Genomic DNA, 17,010 nt, shown 5'->3' with positions numbered 1-17,010 from the left:
CCTATTTTCGCCCCACAAGAAATGATCGCCGGGTTATTCGCTGACTGCGCCTGCGGCTCAGGAGGATTTTGCGTCGGGGCGAGGGGCGGCACTATTGCCGGTGAGATGGCGGCAACAGAACCTGTCAGAAAAAGGAAATGGTCAGGCCGCATGCCGAATGCACATCGGGCCAGACCAGTATTCGAATCCGGCCGCAGCTTTGTCTGTCGGGTGCACTCATTCAGCAATCAGGCCGTCAAAGACCTCGAGCATCGCATCGCTGATTGCCTTCCCAAGCTTTGCGGCGGTTGCGGCAAGTGCCTCTTCGTTCATATCACGTGCTGCTATCGCAAAGAACGCACCCTCAGTCGTCACGATTTCCTGCGCGCGCTGAATAGCCCAAAGTGCAAAATCGCTGCGACTGCCAATCTCCGTTGTTTCCACGCGTTTTCTCCTGATTTGTCTTGACGACTAGCTTATATCCAACTTGTCGCTCCACGACAGCCGGTCCTCAAAGAACGTCGCCTTTGTCGTGCAGCTTGGTACATACGAAACCTGGATCATGTGGTTCAGCCGAACGACATGGCTTCGATCCCTGTGTCGGCAGAGCGCATTTTTTCCGGCGACGAATTTCCAACTCACCTTCAGCAGCCTGACAACAGACTTCAAAGCCGGCGTCCTGCAAGGAGCGCCGGCTTTTTCTGTTTGGGGCGATCAGAAGGAAAGATCGAGGACGCGGTCTTCGAAGAGGCGGTTGCGGGAACCTTCGAGATGAAGTCGCATCGCCTTTTCCGCGTCTTCCGCGCGGCCATCGGCAATCGCCTGATAGATGGCGTTATGCTCCTCGAACACTTTTTCCAGTCCGAGCCTCGGTCCCATCAGCGACAGGCCATGCAGGTGCATGCCGACTGCGATGTGCGGTTTAAGGGCCTCGATCGAGGCCGTATAATAATGATTGTTGGCCGCTTCGGTGACGCATCTGTGGAACACGAAATCCGCATCGGTGCGATGAAGCTGATGGCTTGTCGCCTCGCGCAGGTCGGCAAGGGCCGCGGCAATCCTCTGGAGGGCGGCTTCGTCGCGCCTCTGGGCGGCGAAAAAAGCCGCCGCAGGCTCGATCGTCAGGCGAAACTCATAGCAGCGCTGGATGTCGGCGATCGTCTTGACCGGCGAATAGGCAAGGTGCGTCGCAGGCGACGCCTGGGCACTGACGAAGGTGCCGGCGCCCTGGCGCGAATAGACCATGCCTTCTTCGCGCAAGCGTCCAAGCGCGTCGCGCACGATCGGGCGGGAGACACCCATGATCGCGGCCAGTTCGTGCTCGCCCGGCAGGCGGGAATCCGGTGGGTAGTTGCCGGAACGGATGCGCTCGCGCAACTGGTCGAAGACCCGATCGACCAGCCTCACGGATTTCCCACGCTCCGGTTTGGCGGCCTGGCCGGGCTCTCCGATTGAGGGGGCATCTTGCGCCATTTTCTTCATCACGCCTGTTTTTCGATCCTTGTCTCGTTGGACATCTTTTGCCGTAGCAGATTCTCCGGAATGAGTTTTAGCAAAGAATTGATATTGCCGAAGCCCCCCGATTTTACGGCACAACGGATTGTCCGGCCATGCATATCTTCGATCTCGAACCAGGGGATGCCCGCGTCGATTTCGCCGTTCGGGATGAGCACTGTTGCGCCCAATTCCTTCAGGATCGCCAGCGCCGTATCGCCGCCGCCCATCATGATCATATCCGGCTTCGTCCTTTCGACGGTTTTGCCGATACGCTCGGCGAAAAGGCGAACGACATCTTCAGCGTGCCCGGCCTGCTCGCCTGAGCATTGCGCCACGGCAGGAAGCCTGGTGATAAGGTGAGGCGGCAGGTCGCCGGCAGGCGCTTTCACTACGGTAACGCTCTTGCAATTTTCTACGAGATGCTCGATCTGGGCCGCTGTGATCGGATCCCGCGATCCGAAAGCGAACAGTGTTTCGATCGTTGGCGAAAATGCCGGGTGTGTCCCGGCCGATCTTGCCAGCGACCGGGCAAGGGCACTGCCGAGCCCGCGTGCGCCGACGGCAACCACCGCGGACCAATCGGCGCGGGCGACCAGATGATCCAGGTCCGCGTCGCTGGCGGCGTCGCAGACATCGATGGGCAGGGATGTCTCGGGAAACAGCGGCCGAACCGGCGAGGGGACGTCAACGCCACGGCCCGTGACGACGCCATTGATCGTGAAACGCTGCTGATCGGGGACAGCGGGCGCCACGATAATCCGGCCGCGACCTGAAACCTGGGCGAGCGCCATGCTTTCAGCGGCAACGTTGCCCTTGAGCCGGGAATCGATCTTCTTGAACAGGATGTGCGGCCCAGCCGGACCGAGCCTTGTTAAAGCTGCCACGATCCGTTCGGCGGCTTCGCCTGGGGGCAGCGCCCGCGACGCGGTATTGACCACCACGACATCGGGTGCACGGTTCATTGCCTCGGTGAGCGCTTCCACCTCGATTGCCACCGCCACCTTCAGGCCGGCCTCGATGAAGGGCGTGCCGGTATCGAGCGCACCCGTCAGGTCATCGGCGATGATGGCAACCTGCAGCGTCATCCGGGCAAGCCCTCGGTGACAGCGTGGCAGGCGACCATGTGCCCGGGTCGGGCCTCGCGCCATTCCGGCACGACCTTGCTGCAGACATCCATGGCGATCGGGCAGCGCGTGTGGAAACGGCAGCCGGACGGCGGCGAAAGCGGGCTCGGCACGTCACCCTGCAGGATCTGGCGTTTGCGGCTGCGCTCATGCGCCGGATCGGCCTCGGGCACGGCGGACAAAAGCGCCTTGGTATAGGGATGCAGCGGATGCTCGAACAGTTCCTCGCGGGTTGCCAGTTCTGCCAGGCGGCCGAGATACATGACGCCGACCCGGTCGCTGATATGGCGGACCACCGCAAGGTCATGGGCGATGAAAAGGTAGGTCAGTCCGTATTTCTGCTGCAGATCCAGAAGCAGGTTGATGATCTGTGCCTGGACCGAAACGTCGAGTGCCGAGATCGCCTCGTCGCAGACGATGAATTTCGGCTGGCAGGCAAGGGCGCGGGCGATCGCCACACGCTGGCGCTGGCCACCGGACAGTTCATGCGGGTAGCGCGAGGCAAAGCGTGGTGGCAGCCCGACATCGGCAAGCAGTTCGGAAATCTTCTGCGGCAGTTCAGCCTTGGTTGCAAGCTTGTGAAACAGGATCGGTTCGCCCACAGCCTCGCCGATCGTCATGCGCGGGTTGAGCGTCGAATAGGGATCCTGGAAGACGATCTGAAGCTGCCGCCGATAGGGTCGCATCGCTTTTTCATCAAGCTCGACGATGTTCCTTCCCTGATAGATGACCTTGCCTCCTGTCGCCCGGTGCAGGTTGAGAAGCGTGAAGCCGGTGGTCGACTTGCCGCAGCCGGATTCGCCGACGAGGCTCAGGGTTTCGCCTTCGAGTATTTCGAAGTTGACGTCGTCCAGCGCATGCACGGTCGCCGCGCGTTCGCCGAAGGCGCCAAGCCGGACGTGGAAGTGCTTGACCAGATTTTCGATGCGCATCAGCGGTTGGGCGCCCATCACGCAGCCTCCAGTTTTCGTTGCGCGACAAAGCAGGCGACACGGTGCGTGCCGACCTGGCCAATGCCTTCCAGCGAGGGAACGCGATCGTGACAAATCTGCTCGGCCAGCGGGCAGCGTGGCGCGAAGGGACAGCCCTTCGGACGGCGGCCCGGTTCCGGCGGTGTACCGCCGATCGAACTGAGGCGTGTCGAGCGTTCGTCGGTAAGCTTCGGGATCGAGGCGAGAAGCCCCTGTGTGTAGGGATGTCTCGGAGTGGCAAACAGCGCATCGACCGGCGCATCCTCAACCACGGTACCGGCATAGAGCACGTTGATGCGGTCGACGAGACCGGCGATCAGCGCGAGGTCATGGGTGATCCAGACGACGGACATGCCAAGCTTGTCGCGCAGCTCCTTCACCAGATCGACGATCTGCGCCTGGATCGTCACGTCAAGCGCGGTCGTCGGCTCGTCTGCTATCAGAAGCTGCGGATTGCAGGCAAGACCGATGGCAATCATCACGCGCTGGCGCATGCCGCCGGAGAGCTCGTGCGGATAGGCATCGAGGCGTTCCTCGGCGCCGGGAATACCGACAAGCTTCAGGAGTTCGCCGGCCCGCTTGCGCGCCTCTACCTTGGTCATGCCGCGATGATAGATCAGCGGCTCGGCAAGCTGCTGGCCGATGCGCATCACCGGGTTAAGCGAGGTCATCGGGTCCTGGAAGATGAAGCCGACCTCGCCGCCACGCACCTTGCGCAGATCGGCGTTCGACATCTTTTGCAGGTCGCGGCCGGCGAAATTGGCTTCGCCCTTGGTGACGTGGATCTTGTTGGGCAGAAGCCGCATCAGGCTGAGCATCGTCAGGCTCTTGCCGCAGCCGGACTCGCCAACAATGCCGAGCGTCTCGCCCTTGTCGACATGCAGGTCGATGCCATCGACAATGGTCGCGGGGCCGTTTCGCGTCTCGATCTCGATCGTCAGGCCCTTCACGTCCAGCAGACGCTCACCGGTCTTGGCTGTGGGTTCAGGGCGAATGTCGTTGGCCATCATCATCACCTTGCTCCGCGCGGATTGAGGGCATCGTTGAGACCATCGCCGAGGAAGGAGAAGGCGACAGAGGCAAGGCCGAGAACGGCGGCGGGGGCGGCCAGCAGATGCGGATAATGCTGCCAGACGCGCAGGCCGTCCGAGATCATGTTGCCCCAGCTCGGGGTCGGCGGGTTTACCCCGACGCCGAGGAACGAGAAGGCACTTTCCAGCACCATGGCTGTTCCGAGACCGGCGCTGACAGCGACGATCAGCGGTCCAAGCGCATTCGGCACGACATAGCGCATCAGGATGATGCGGTTGGTCAGGCCAAGCGCCTGCGCCGCGGTAATATAGGGCCGTGAGCGGATCGACAGCACCTGGGCGCGGACGAGGCGGGCATAGGGCGGCCAGGAGATCAGCGCCATCGAGCCGAAGACGAGCAGGAAATCGACCCAGATGGTTTCGCGATAGATGGGATTCAAGGTCGCCAGATAACGGCTCTCCATCCAGCTGGCGATCGGCGATTTCAGCGAGGCATTGATGACGACGACAAGCAGCAGGTTGGGGATCGACATGGTCATGTCGGTGACCCACATGACGATCCTGTCGAGCAAGCCACCGAAGAAGCCGGCGATCGCGCCCAGAGTAACGCCAATGAGAACGGCGATGAACGTGACGACCACGGCCACGAGGAAGGCGGTGCGCGTGCCGTAGATGACGCGGCTGAACACGTCCCGTCCGAGATCGTCAGTGCCGAAGAGATGCGACATCGACGGCGCCAGGTTGCGCGCGTTCAGATCCTGGCTGAGAAAGTCGTAAGGTGTCAGATATGGGCCGAAGGCCGCGGTGAAAGCGAGAATGACGACGATGACGAGGCCAAAAAGGGCAAGCCGATTGCGGCGCAGCCTGTGCCAGGCATCGCGCCACAGGCTGACGGGTGGTTCGATATCAGTGCCGACAGGGCTGGTCAGAGGGACGATGGACATGAGTCAGCGGCTCCTTCTGGTGTCGTTGGCGCGCGGGTCGAGCAGCGGATAGAGCACATCGACCAGGAGGTTTGAGATCATCACCAGGAACGAGCCGATCAGCGTGACGGCAAGAATGACCGGATAGTCGGTATTGGTCAGGGCCTTGACCGTCAGGCGGCCGAGACCCGGCAAACCGAAGACGAGTTCGACGAAGATCGCGCCGTTGACGATGGTGATCATGATCAGACCAAGCTGGGTGACGACGGGTGTCAGAACCGGGCGCAGGATATGGCGCAGGGCCACCATGGTTTCCGGCACGCCCTTGGCACGGGCGGTGCGGACGAAGTCCTCAGACAGCACCTCGATCACGGCAGCACGTGTCTGGCGGACAATCAGGGCGATCGGCTGGAAGGAAAGGACGAGTAGGGGAAGCAGAATGCGCACGTCGAAGATGCCGCCCCAGCCATAGGGAACGGCCGACCCGGGCAGAACCATGATCAGGAGCACCATCAGCATCGGGCCTGCAACGTAAGCGGGGATCGCCCAGAGGAACAGGGCCGAGCCAAGGATGGCATAGTCGGTGCGGGTGTTCTGATTCAGCGCCGCGATCAGCCCGAGTGGAATGGCGACGACGGCCGTCAGAATGATGGAACAGAGTGCCAGCTTGAAGGAAACGGGGGCGGCGGCCGAAATCATCGCCCAAACGGAGCGGCCGGAACTCAGAGAATTGCCGAAATTGCCATGCAGCAGGTTCCAGATATAGCTGCCGAACTGCACGAGGAACGGCCGGTTGAGACCCGCACTTTCGCGGATCGCCTCGATGCGCTCGGGATTGTAGGCGACGTCGCCCGGCGCGCGCAGGAAGATCAGCTTGATCGGATCGCCGGCACCATAATAGGCCAAGGCATAGACGCCGAGCATGACAAGCAGGACGGAGGGAATCCAGACGACGAAACGGGTCGTAATGTAGCGCAGCATGGCAGTCTCCCACCCTGGTTTTCAGAAGGTCAAGCTTCGAGTTCTCGCCGTGGCGAAGCTCGCGCTATCATACTCCAGCAATCGAAATCTGTGCGGGGGGCGGCGCGCGCCCCCGCACAGGAAATATATTCGTTTGGCCTCAAGCGACCGAGATGTCCCAAGGTGCCACGACCTGCCAGTCGAGGTTCTTTTCCATGCCGGTCACCTTGTCGGTGGCCCAGCGCGACATGGCCTGGGCGTACCAGGGGATAAAGCTCCAGTCTTCACGGAACGCCTTCTGGGCTTCCAGCGCAAGCGCGACACGCTGCGGATCATCCACCGCCTTGGTTGCGGCCTCTGCCAGCAGGCTGTCGACCTTGTCGTTCTTGTATCCGCCAAGCTTGTTCTGCGCGTTCGAGGAGGTCGAGGCGATGGACCCGGCGAGATACGAGACGGCGTCTGGAACACGCGTGCCGACATCGTCGCGGAAAATCTGCACCGCGTTCTGGTCGGGGCCGGCATAGGCATCCTGCTGAGGCTTCATGTCGACGGCAGTGATACCGAGGTTCTGGCGCCATTGCTCTGCGATGAACTGTGCTGCCGCCTCGATGGCCGGACCGGAAATGCCGACGAAGAGAAGCTTGGGCAGGCGTTCCGGCCCGCCATAGCTTGATTCCGCCAAAAGCTTCTTTGCGCCTTCCGGATCGTAAGGATAGGGCTCGAAGCCGGAATTGTCGGCGCCGGGCACGGAGTTGAGAATCTGGTCGGTCTTCTTGTGCGGCCCATCCGGGAAGGAGGCCTTCATCAGGCCCTCGCGATCGACGGCCATGATCAGTGCCTGGCGAACCTTCGGATCATCCATGGGCGCACGCGACGAATTGAACCAGAAATGCTGGCTGGTCGGGATCAGCGGGCCTTCTGCGAAACTGGCGCCGAGGTCCTGCACAATGGTCGAGGTGACGAGTTCGGTGTGGGCGTTGTATTCGCCGGATTTCAAAAGCGAGGTCGCGGTGACGTTGTCCTCGATCGAGTCGATCTCGATGCGCGCGAGTTTCGGTTTCGGGCCAAAGAAATTCTCGTTCGGCTCGAACACCAGCTTGCCGGCATCAAGGTCGATACTGGTCAGCTTGAATGGGCCGGAGAAGACTGCGCCATTGTCGGGCATGTACCAATCGGCGACTTCCTCGCCGTCTTCGCCACGCGACTGCGATGCCTTGGTGATCGGGGCGATATGGTTGCCCAGGCGCATGAAGAAAATCGGGTCGGCATCGGAAAGGGTAACGACGACGGTGCCTTCGTCCGGCGTCGCAATGCCGGAAATTTCCTTGGCCTTGCCGCCGCTGACGTCGGCATAGCCGGCGACCTTGCTCAGCACCTGGTCGGCGCGCTGGTTCTTGGTGTTGGGCATGGCCGAGACGTTCCAGGAGCCCTTCACATCCTCGGCGGTAATCTTGCTACCATCCGAGAACACGGCCTTCGGGTCGATCTTGAAGGTCCAGGTCTTGTTGTCGGCATCCGGCTCCCAGCTTGTAAATACGTAAGGATGCAATTCTCCCTTGCTGTCGAAATACATCGGTGACGCCCACCAGGCGGAATTCCAGCGATATGGCACGCCGCCGCCGCGCAACGGCGACCAATCCTGATTGAAGGCTGGGTTTGCAACCTTCAGTACCTGGCCTTCCTGCGCCACGACGATGCGGGCATTCAGGCCGAAGAGGCCAAAGGCCACGCTCGTGCCGAGGCCGAGTTTCAGGGCGTTGCGGCGCGTCATCTGCAGGTGTGACGTGCCGTTTCCATTGTTTCGATTAGACATCTGATCCTCCCATAGATCCAGTCATCGCGCCCTCCATCTGTCTGGTTCCTGACAGGTTGCCGCGCCATGATGAGGTCAGAGACTGGATTGATATTGTAAATATGTCAACATTAATTCTTTCAGACATTCACTGCCGTATTCTGTTTTCGGATAAAGCCTATATTATTCAATTGGATATTTTCCACGCTGATTTTCACGCGCTGAATTTTCCTTGACAAGTTGTCATGATTGCGGGAAAAACGGGTGCCTTTAGCGGTTCAGACCGAACGCGTCAGGCAGAGCAGGAGGAGTTCGCAGGATGGCAATTCAAGGGATAAGCGGCGTCTACAGCGCTGCCACCACGCCGCTCAATGCCGACTATACGCCAGATCTTGGCCTGTTCACCGCCCATTGCCACGGTTTGATCGAGGAGGGGTGTCACGGCCTGGCGTTGCTGGGCACGACAGGCGAGGCCAATTCCTTCTCCTCGGCAGAACGCCGGCAGATCCTCGAGGCTGCGCTAAAGTCCGGTATTTCCGCCAGCCAACTGATGCCCGGTACCGGCGTTGCCGCCATCCCTGAAACGATCGAACTGACCCGGCATGCATTGTCGGTCGGTGTTACCCGCGTCGTCATGTTGCCGCCGTTCTATTACAAGGGTGTTTCGGACGACGGGCTTTTTGCGGCCTATGCACAGATCATCGAGGCGATCGCCGACGACCGGCTTCGTATCGTGCTCTACCACATCCCGCAGGTTTCCGGCATTCCGCTGACGCTTCCGCTGATCGGGCGACTGATCAAGGCGTTCCCGAATACGGTGGTGGGGATCAAGGATTCCGCCGGTGATTTTGCAAATATGCAGGCGCTTGTGGCAGCGTTCCCCGGGTTTTCCGTGCTTGCAGGCGCCGATCCGCTGCTCTTGCCGCTGATCAAGGCTGGCGGCGCGGGCTGTATTACAGCGACGTCCAATCTGGTCGCCGATTCCCTGCGGGTCGTCTACGACCACGCCAGCGATCCGGCCCGTGCGGGTGAGGTCGAAGTGGCGCAGGCGCGCATCAGCGCCTATCGGTCTCTCTCCAATTCCTATGTCCAGATCCCGACGATCAAGGCAATGGTGGGATTGAAGAACGGCAATGCCGCCTGGGCGCGCCCGCGACCGCCATTGATGGCGCTGAGTGCGGCCGAACAGGCAGATCTCGCAACCAAGTTCGCGCAACTACCGTAAGGGGCAATGGCCATGCTCACCACTTCTGGCCTTCGGCCCGACGAAATTCCGGCGTTGATGAACGGTGCACTCTCGCCGCATCCTCTGGAGAAAGGGCGCTTCGAGGCATTTTTGCCTTCGCCTTGTGTGCAAAATCACGCCGCAAATCTCGCTTTTCTGCCCGACGGAACGCTCGCTTGCGTCTGGTTTGGCGGCACGATGGAAGGCATGGGCGACATCTCGATCTATATGTCGCAGCTCGTGGCGGGCTCATCCCGCTGGTCGCAGCCCGAGAAGATGTCGGACGATCCGCAGAGATCGGAGCAGAACCCCGTTCTTTTCGCAGCACCGGACGGCAAGGTCTGGCTGATCTTCACGTCGCAAACCTCGGGAAATCAGGACGGTGCCATTGTCAAGCGACGGGTCTCGTTGGACGGCGGCCGAACATTCGGTCCCGTCGATGTCCTCTGCGACATTCCGGGCACATTCGTGCGTCAGCCGATCGTCGTCAACGCCCAGGGAACCTGGCTTCTTCCGGCCTTCCGTTGCATAGGGGTGCCTGGAGCGCGTTGGACCGGTGACGTCGATACTGCGGCCGTTCTCGTATCGCGCGATGCCGGTGAGACCTGGGAGATGGTCGATGTGCCCGACAGCGTCGGAGCGGTGCATATGAACATCGTCGCGCAAGACGGAGGGCGTATGATGGCTTTTTATCGTAACCGTTTTGCCGAGCAAATCCTGCGCAGCGTCTCCGCCGACGGTGGCATGAGCTGGAGCGCGCCGGAACCGACGGAGCTGCCGAACAACAATTCGTCGATCCAGGCCGCCGGCCTTTCAGGCGGACGGGTCGCCATCGTCTATAACCATTCCAATGCCTCGACCTCGGATGATCGGCGCCATTCGCTCTATGACGAGATCGAGGCGGAAGACGGCGTGCAAGGCGAGAAATCCGAAATTGTCGCGGGTTCCCTGGCGCACAAGGCAATCTGGGGCGTTCCCCGCTCTCCGATGAGCCTCGCCTTCTCCGATGACGGAGGCCGGACTTTCTCACGCCGGCGCGATCTCGATACCGGCGATGGCTATTGCCTGACCAACAATTCCAAGGATGCGCTCAATCGCGAATATTCCTATCCCTCGATCGTGGAAGGGGCGGATGGATCGCTGCATATCGCCTACACCTATTATCGCCGCGCCATCAAATACGTGCGCCTGGCGTTCGGTTGAGGGGCTGAAGTCTGCCGGGCGCAACGGGCTTCGGCAGGCGGTTACACGTCAGAAAAATCGCCTCATTGGGCCAAAATTTTGACAAGTTGGCCAAGAACCGCCCTTTTTAGTGTAGGAAAACCGCTAAAAGCTCATAATTTTACATGGTGTTGACGATCGGCTTATGCCGGCTTGTGCTAGCGTTACAGGTATCGTGCAGTTGCAGTCCATGTGCCAACTAGCGATGAAATGTAATCGAAACAAATAGATAATGCGTGCAACGCTGCAGTATCATCTCACCGGAGAGGCAGAAAAGACAGACGATCGCAAGTTCTCTCTTGCCAAAAAAGCTCGGCTTGTGTAACAAATTTACATGTTGCTGCGACCGTCGGATGGGCGCATACACCTAGATACGAGGATCCATCATGACAAGCCTGAGCGCGCCCATCACGATCGTTCGACCTGAAATCATCGAGTTCGGCGTTGGTGTCGCGGCAAAACTCGGGAGTTGGGCGGCCGCTCAGGGCTTTTCGCGCGTTCTCGTCGTCTCCGATGCTTTCAACGCGTCCCGCGTCGATAGTCTCGAGTTGCCGGGCGACGTCACCGTCTTCTCGCAAGTCAGGCCCGAGCCTGACACGGATAATCTCGATTTGCTTCTGTCCGTCGCAAACGAGGTGCGCGCCGACCTGATTGTCGGTTTCGGCGGTGGCAGCGCCATGGACCTCGCCAAGCTCGCATCGGTGCTCGCCGGTTCCGTCCAGACATTGCGAGAGGTCGTCGGTGCTGGCAAGGTTGCGCAACCACGCCGGGCAGGACTTGCGCAAGTGCCGACGACATCCGGCACCGGCAGCGAGGCGGGCATTCGCGCCCTGGTTACCGATCCGCAAACCCAGGCCAAGCTTGCGGTCGAGAGCATCCACATGCTTGCCGACATCGCCGTCATCGATCCCGCGCTGACCTTTACGGTTCCGGCGCCAACAACGGCGGCGACAGGCGTCGATGCCATGGCGCATTGCGTCGAGGCCTTCACCAACCGCAAGGCCCACCCGATGATCGATCTCTATGCGATCGAGGGGGTTCGCCTGGTCGGGCGTTATCTCGCCCGCGCTGTCGCTGACGGTTCGGATGCGGAGGCGCGGGCAGGGCTCTCGCTTGCCTCGCTCTATGGCGGCCTCTGTCTCGGTCCGGTCAATACCGCCGGCGGGCACGCGCTTGCCTATCCGCTCGGAACCCGCTGGCATATCGCCCACGGCGCAGCCAATGCCCTGATCTTCCCGCATGTTCTGGCCTTCAACACGCCCGCCGTTACCGAAAAGACGAAACAGGTGATCGAGGCGCTGAACCTTAAGGCGAGCGCCGACCAGGCATCGGTGTTCGACGCGTCGTTCGGCTTCTGCGCCGGGCTTGGCATCGAGATGCGGCTTTCGGCCCTTGGCGTGCCCGCTGACGATCTCGGCATCATGGCCGACGACGCCTTCGCCATTCGTCGCCTTCTCGACAACAATCCGCGCGAGCTTGGCCGGAGCGACATTCTTTCGATCTACCAAGCCGCCTATTGAGACAATAGGCCCGCGCTCACCATGCCGGACCGCAGAGGCAGCAACGCCCGCAGAGGATATTGATCATGAGCACATCACGCGTAGCCGTCACACTCGGCGATCCGGCCGGCGTCGGACCGGAAGTCATCGTCAAGGCGCTGGCGACACTGCCGGAGGCCGATCGGGCAAACTTCGTCATTATAGGCAATGTCGCGGCGCTGGAGCGGGCGAACAGGGTGACGGGAACGGAACTGCGGTTTTCCGAGATGCCGGCTGCCGGTGTCGTTGCGGTCGATGAAGTGGCGATCGACGGCAGCCTGCCGGAGATCGGCAAGGTCAGTCCCGTGGCGGGTGACGCGTCCGTGCGCTACATCAAGCGCGCGGTCGAGCTTGCCATGGCCGGCGATGTCGATTGCATCGTCACGGCACCGATCAACAAGGAAGCGATGAACCTCGCTGGCCACCATTTTGATGGCCATACCGGACTTCTTGCCCATCTCACCGGGTCGAAGAGCTCCTTCATGCTGCTCGCTTCCGAGCGGCTGAACACGATCCATGTCTCGACGCATGTGTCGCTGCGCACCGCCATCGAACGGGCGACCGTCGAGCGGGTGCTGGCGACGATCGAGGCGGGGCACAAACATTTCCTGCGGCTTGGCCGCAGGGCTCGCATTGCCGTCGCCGGCATCAATCCGCATTGCGGCGAGGGTGGCCTGTTCGGCGACGAGGACATGAAGTTCCTGGCGCCGGCGGTCGAACTGGCGCGGCAAAAGGGGATCGATGTCGTCGGTCCGATTTCGGCCGATACCGTCTACGCCCGTGCCTATGGCGGCGCCTTCGATCTTGTGGTGGCGCAGTATCACGACCAGGGCCATATCCCGATCAAGCTCGTCGCGTTCGAGACTGCCGTCAACGTCTCGCTCGGGCTGCCGATCGATCGTGTCTCCGTCGATCACGGGACCGCCTTCGACATTGCCGGCACAGGCAAGGCAAACCACGCGAACATGTTGTCGGCAATCGACTATGCGCGACTGGTTGCCCGCTCACCGAGAGCGATTGTGGAGTAAAAACCCGACACGAACCTCCATTGGGATCACCGTGCACGCGCGACCGACGCCTCATCGGGATGCCCGCCTCCAGTTCGCGGGTGAGACGAGGAGGCTCCTCGAACGTACCGTCTGAAATCTCGCGCTGTCACATTGCTTCCCAGCCCGGTCTCTGCGCCGGTTGGCAAAATGACGAAACCGACAGGGTCCGCCTTTGCTGCATTCATCGCGCCGGTGTCATCGAGAGTGATGTAGTGCGATCGCGCCGAACGGACACCACAATGGGCTGGACTGATTTCACCCGTCGGCAATATGCCCGACGCGCAATGCGGTATGTAAGCGATCTGACGGACCGGGAATGGGGATTGATCTCGCCTTGCCTGCCTGGACCGAGGCGGTTGGGCAGACCGCGCAGCTTGAATGCGTTGCTTTACATCGCCACGACGGGGTGCCAGTGGCGGATGATGCCCAGGGAATTTCGCCATCGGAACAGATGTTTATGGCCTTGATCGCGACAATGATGGAATAGGCTGCGAGTGAGTGAGATCTAGTAGCGAGAAAATCCGGCGATCGCTACGACTAGGATAGGGGTGTTCCCTAAGGCGTGCTTGCCGGCTGAAGGGGCCTCAGTGTTGTCCCTGTGCCGGAGGGATTTTTCTCGTCGCTATTCGTCATCCGCACATCTACTCATCATCGGTGAAACTGATTTATGATCTCGGGCATCCCCACAATTTTTTGAAGGCGCTGCTGGATATGAAAAGGCACGATCGGCAAAGCTGCTTCTTCAGATACTATGCGCCACAAAGCTTGACCTCGGCGTTCAACCTCCATCGCATGGCGCTCAAAAATGTTGAGTGACGTGCCATCGCCGGTGACCTACCCTCGGAAAAGGTGCCAGACACCAGGCCAGATCGCCCGAACGGCCGGCATCGAACCGCCGCCCGCTTCTTGGGTCCAGACTTGATGGACCGCCTCTTTCGCAGCGCGGCCGCGCGCCGGAGGAGCATAGGGAGAGTGCAGTTCCCCGTTGAGGGCAAACATTGCCGCGCAAGCCATGGCATCCCCCATTTCGGGCCCGACGGCATGCTGTACTTCAGCAACGGAGACGGCACGTCATACAATTTCATGGACCCTCGCACGGTTCGCGCTCAGGACATTCACAATCTGTCCGGCAAAGTCCTGAGGATAGATCCCATTACCGGCGCGGGCGTTCCGGGGAACCCCTTCTATGACCCCGCAGATCCGAACAGCAATCAGTCCAAGGTATTCTGTTCCGGCGTGCGCAACGCCTATCGCTTCACCTTCGATCCAGTGACCAACCTGCCTGTGGTCGGAGATGTCGGCTGGACCACTTGGGAGGAAATAAGCACCGGCCCTGCAGGATCCAATTTCGGTTGGCCGTATCTGGAAGGTCCTGGCCGAACGGGCAGCTACGAGAATCTCGCTCAGGCGATCAGCTTCTACAACAATGGGAACAGAAACAGTCCTTCTGATCAGGCTGCTGTTTTTCCGCTGCTATCGAGAAGCCACGCCGTCGAGATAGGGCGTGGGGCCTTGCTCGATGAGGCTTCTCTCCCCTCCAGTTCTCTCGCCTCCATGACGAGGTGATGGTTGATCCGTAACCACAGACCCATTGCTCGCCATTCATAGAAATACCGCTGCACCGTCGAACAGGGCGGAAAGTCCTTCGGTAGCATCCGCCACTGGCAGCCTGTCGAGGCGATATAGAGAAGGGCGTTTAGAACATCGCGCAAATCGGTCTTGCGCGGCCGGCCCAGACGCCGTGGCGCAGGCAGGAACGGTGCAATGAATTCCCATTCGCGATCCGCAACATCGCTTGCATAACGGCTCGTCCGACAGACATAATTCCGCCGGGTGGTTTCAGTCCAGGCCATCGTGATCTCCATCGAATCTTCGCAAATCCGAAGGAATCACAACTGGCTGAAATCACTCACATCTTTTTGAGGCAGCCTCTGAGAGTCGGACTCGAAAAGGCTTTAACGATATCCGTATCTTGCGAGGCGTCTGGTGAGCATGCGGATGTGGGCGATGGTTATCCATGCTTCTGCTGAAGCGATGGATTTTTCGAAGTCCTTAGCCAGTCTTCTGCATCGGCCCAGCCATGCGAAGGTTCGCTCAACAACCCAGCGTCGCGGCAGGATTTCGAAACCCTTCGCCTTGTCGGAACGCTTGATGATCTGGAGTGTCCATTTCCCGATTTTCTGCAGCCGCTTTTTCAGCTTGCCGCCCGCATAGCCGCCATCGGCGAAGACATGAAGGAGCCATGGCCATCGGTTGCGGATGGATTTCAGGAGATCGGGAGCACCATCGCGGTCCTGGATATCGGCGCTGTGCACTGTGAGGCCGACCATCAGCCCGAGCGTATCGACGATGATGTGGCGCTTGCGCCCTTTGATCTTCTTGCCCGCATCAAAGCCCCGGATACCGCCGCTTTCAGTCGTTTTGACGCTTTGGCTGTCGATGGCACCGGCCGTCGGAGAGGCTTCTCTCCCCTCCAGTTCTCTCGCCTCCATGACGAGGTGATGGTTGATCCGTGACCACAGACCCATTGCTCGCCATTCATAGAAATACCGCTGCACCGTCGAACAGGGCGGAAAGTCCTTCGGTAGCATCCGCCACTGGCAGCCTGTCGAGGCGATATAGAGAAGGGCGTTTAGAACATCGCGCAAATCGGTCTTGCGCGGCCGGCCCAGACGCCGTGGCGCAGGCAGGAACGGTGCAATGAATTCCCATTCGCGATCCGTAACATCGCTTGCATAACGGCTCGTCCGACGGACATAATACCGCCGGGTGGTTTCAGTCCAGGCCATCGTGATCTCCATCGAATCTTCGCAAATCCGAAGGAATCACAACTGGCTGAAATCACTCACATCTTTTTGAGGCAGCCTCTAAGACGAGATGTGTTCACATCTTCGTCGTAAGCCCCAGAGGTCACACCACCGTGATATACTGCGATCAGATGAGGTCGATCCTCCCCCCATGAGTTTGCAGCGTAGATCGATCTAATCACCCGTGACGCTCGCTTGCGCCAAACACCAGAGGCTGGCGCGTCTGTCAATGACGGCGAAGCTTGAGGGTGGGACGCGATGCTGCGTCACGTTCAGGCGTGAGTGGAGATCAAAGTGATGGCTTCACAGCAACCGGATACTGAATTGAATGTCGCCAAGGCGCATTTCGGATACGAAGTGAGGAGGCGCTCGCCTTGGATACTCCTAAGCGTAGCTGCGGGTATCGTGATGATCTGGATCGGCCAGACCTATGAGGAGGAATTGTCCGAACGGATCGAGCTGGTCTTCTTTGTCCCGATGATCGTCTATATGAGCGACAGCATCGGGACCGAAACCCTTGCTCTTTTCGTAAGAGAGCTCGCCCTTGGCCGCATGCGTACCCGGCGAATCTTCTTTAAGGAATTGCTGGTGGGTTTTTGCCTCGGACTTACGAGCGGACTGCCGATGGGCGTGTTCAGCTATTTCTGGTTTCAAGATTTCGGGCTATCTGTAACCGTAGCGACAGCGATGGTCGTCAACGGCGTGATCGCCGTGCTGGCGGGCATGCTCATACCGATCGCATTTCACAAAATGGGCAGAGACCCCGCCGTTGGCACTGACGAAATCACGACCGCCGTATCGGACAATCTAAGCATGCTTGTTTACCTGATCGTGGCCACCTTCATTCTTTTTGGAACCTGACCTGGTTCGACGCGCGCTTTATCGGTCTATCC

16 protein-coding genes and 2 pseudogenes are annotated in these 17,010 nt (G+C 60.1%); 8 read left to right on the top strand and 10 right to left on the bottom strand.

Going from position 1 to position 17,010, the window contains the following annotated elements; translation table 11 throughout:
- Positions 1-216 precede the first annotated feature (216 nt).
- The 8 genes from ACSQ2W_RS20145 to ACSQ2W_RS20110 form a co-directional block, all read right to left on the bottom strand.
- The gene (locus tag ACSQ2W_RS20145) at positions 217-423 is read right to left on the bottom strand and encodes a hypothetical protein (RefSeq protein WP_436088017.1); all 207 of its coding nucleotides are present in this window, start codon (positions 421-423) and stop codon (positions 217-219) included.
- A gap of 270 nt (positions 424-693) precedes the next feature.
- Positions 694-1,452: a FadR/GntR family transcriptional regulator gene (locus ACSQ2W_RS20140; protein ID WP_436088016.1), complete on the bottom strand. Its 759-nt coding sequence runs from the start codon at positions 1,450-1,452 to the stop codon at positions 694-696.
- 8 nt (positions 1,453-1,460) lie between these two features.
- A complete protein-coding gene (locus tag ACSQ2W_RS20135; RefSeq protein ID WP_436088015.1) occupies positions 1,461-2,561 on the bottom strand; it encodes a four-carbon acid sugar kinase family protein in 1,101 nt (366 codons plus the stop codon).
- Entirely contained in the window at positions 2,558-3,550 is a 993-nt protein-coding gene (locus ACSQ2W_RS20130) for an ABC transporter ATP-binding protein (protein WP_436088014.1), read from the bottom strand. The genes ACSQ2W_RS20135 and ACSQ2W_RS20130 overlap by 4 nt, the downstream gene beginning before the upstream one ends.
- Entirely contained in the window at positions 3,550-4,584 is a 1,035-nt protein-coding gene (locus tag ACSQ2W_RS20125; RefSeq protein WP_436088013.1) for an ABC transporter ATP-binding protein, read from the bottom strand. Before ACSQ2W_RS20125 ends, ACSQ2W_RS20130 begins: the two co-directional genes overlap by 1 nt.
- Entirely contained in the window at positions 4,584-5,546 is a 963-nt protein-coding gene (locus tag ACSQ2W_RS20120; RefSeq protein ID WP_436088012.1) for an ABC transporter permease, read from the bottom strand. Before ACSQ2W_RS20120 ends, ACSQ2W_RS20125 begins: the two co-directional genes overlap by 1 nt.
- A gap of 3 nt (positions 5,547-5,549) precedes the next feature.
- Positions 5,550-6,506 carry an ABC transporter permease gene (locus ACSQ2W_RS20115; RefSeq protein ID WP_436088011.1) on the bottom strand — a complete coding sequence of 319 codons (957 nt, stop codon included), beginning with the start codon at positions 6,504-6,506 and terminating at the stop codon, positions 5,550-5,552.
- A gap of 139 nt (positions 6,507-6,645) precedes the next feature.
- Positions 6,646-8,298, bottom strand: a complete 1,653-nt coding sequence (locus ACSQ2W_RS20110; RefSeq protein ID WP_436088010.1) for an ABC transporter substrate-binding protein — start codon at positions 8,296-8,298, stop codon at positions 6,646-6,648.
- 298 nt (positions 8,299-8,596) lie between these two features.
- Between ACSQ2W_RS20110 and ACSQ2W_RS20105 the strand changes: the two genes are divergently transcribed.
- The 7 genes and pseudogenes from ACSQ2W_RS20105 to ACSQ2W_RS20075 all read left to right on the top strand — a co-directional run bounded on the left by ACSQ2W_RS20105 (position 8,597) and on the right by ACSQ2W_RS20075 (position 14,876).
- Positions 8,597-9,502: a dihydrodipicolinate synthase family protein gene (locus tag ACSQ2W_RS20105; protein ID WP_436088009.1), complete on the top strand. Its 906-nt coding sequence runs from the start codon at positions 8,597-8,599 to the stop codon at positions 9,500-9,502.
- A 12-nt stretch (positions 9,503-9,514) separates the two neighbouring features.
- Positions 9,515-10,705 (top strand): sialidase family protein, encoded by a 1,191-nt coding sequence (locus tag ACSQ2W_RS20100; RefSeq protein ID WP_436088008.1) that lies wholly within the window; start codon positions 9,515-9,517, stop codon positions 10,703-10,705.
- 404 nt (positions 10,706-11,109) lie between these two features.
- Positions 11,110-12,243, top strand: a complete 1,134-nt coding sequence (locus tag ACSQ2W_RS20095; protein ID WP_436088007.1) for an iron-containing alcohol dehydrogenase — start codon at positions 11,110-11,112, stop codon at positions 12,241-12,243.
- 65 nt (positions 12,244-12,308) lie between these two features.
- A complete protein-coding gene (gene pdxA, locus ACSQ2W_RS20090; protein ID WP_436088006.1) occupies positions 12,309-13,289 on the top strand; it encodes a 4-hydroxythreonine-4-phosphate dehydrogenase PdxA in 981 nt (326 codons plus the stop codon).
- Between the two features lie 260 nt (positions 13,290-13,549).
- Positions 13,550-13,747: pseudogene (locus tag ACSQ2W_RS20085) on the top strand (transposase); the annotation flags it as partial.
- Positions 13,748-13,751: 4 nt separating this feature from the next.
- On the top strand, positions 13,752-13,808 hold the full coding sequence (locus ACSQ2W_RS20080) for an excalibur calcium-binding domain-containing protein (RefSeq protein WP_436088940.1): 57 nt from the start codon (positions 13,752-13,754) through the stop codon (positions 13,806-13,808).
- A 423-nt stretch (positions 13,809-14,231) separates the two neighbouring features.
- The gene (locus ACSQ2W_RS20075) at positions 14,232-14,876 is read left to right on the top strand and encodes a PQQ-dependent sugar dehydrogenase (protein ID WP_436088939.1); all 645 of its coding nucleotides are present in this window, start codon (positions 14,232-14,234) and stop codon (positions 14,874-14,876) included.
- Here ACSQ2W_RS20075 and ACSQ2W_RS20070 read toward each other — a convergent pair.
- Positions 14,831-15,163, bottom strand: a pseudogene (locus ACSQ2W_RS20070) (transposase); the annotation flags it as partial. The gene ACSQ2W_RS20075 and the pseudogene ACSQ2W_RS20070 overlap by 46 nt on opposite strands.
- Positions 15,164-15,265: 102 nt before the next feature.
- On the bottom strand, positions 15,266-16,099 hold the full coding sequence (locus tag ACSQ2W_RS20065) for an IS5 family transposase (protein ID WP_436088005.1): 834 nt from the start codon (positions 16,097-16,099) through the stop codon (positions 15,266-15,268).
- A 315-nt stretch (positions 16,100-16,414) separates the two neighbouring features.
- Here ACSQ2W_RS20065 and ACSQ2W_RS20060 point away from each other — a divergent pair, with 315 nt between their 5' ends.
- Positions 16,415-16,978: a magnesium transporter gene (locus ACSQ2W_RS20060; protein ID WP_436088004.1), complete on the top strand. Its 564-nt coding sequence runs from the start codon at positions 16,415-16,417 to the stop codon at positions 16,976-16,978.
- Positions 16,979-17,010: the final 32 nt, after the last annotated feature.

Origin of the sequence: Pararhizobium sp. LjRoot255 (assembly GCF_964252905.1) — a bacterium.
In the GTDB taxonomy this organism is placed as follows: domain Bacteria; phylum Pseudomonadota; class Alphaproteobacteria; order Rhizobiales; family Rhizobiaceae; genus Pararhizobium.
This window is presented reverse-complemented; position numbering and strand designations above follow the sequence as displayed.